The organism is Chromohalobacter sp. HP20-39 (assembly GCF_033052815.1).
Lineage (GTDB): Bacteria > Pseudomonadota > Gammaproteobacteria > Pseudomonadales > Halomonadaceae > Chromohalobacter.
Genome location: NZ_JAWHTP010001168.1, coordinates 1 through 236, shown reverse-complemented (window position 1 = coordinate 236; position 236 = coordinate 1). Strand labels below are relative to the sequence as shown.

Annotated in this window: 1 protein-coding gene; it reads left to right on the top strand. The window is 64.0% G+C overall.

Annotated elements, in window-relative coordinates:
- Positions 1–236, top strand: a 236-nt coding sequence (locus tag RVY79_RS21575) for a hypothetical protein (RefSeq protein ID WP_317466666.1), incomplete at both ends; no start/stop codon positions are given.

Below are 236 nucleotides of genomic sequence, written 5' to 3'. Positions count from 1 at the left end.
GGTCTATTATCCCACCCAGGTCCGCCAGTTCGTCCGCCTCAACAAGGGTCATCTGCTCACCGGCGCCGGCGGCTATGAATGGCAGGCGACCGACACGCTCAAGTACGGCGCGACCGGCTTCTATACCGAGCGCAACCTCGACCAGGGCACCAACCACCTGCTCTATATCGACACGTCGGCGGGGAATAACGGCACCGGCGCGCTGTCGGCCACTTCGGCGGTGGCGCATTTCACCA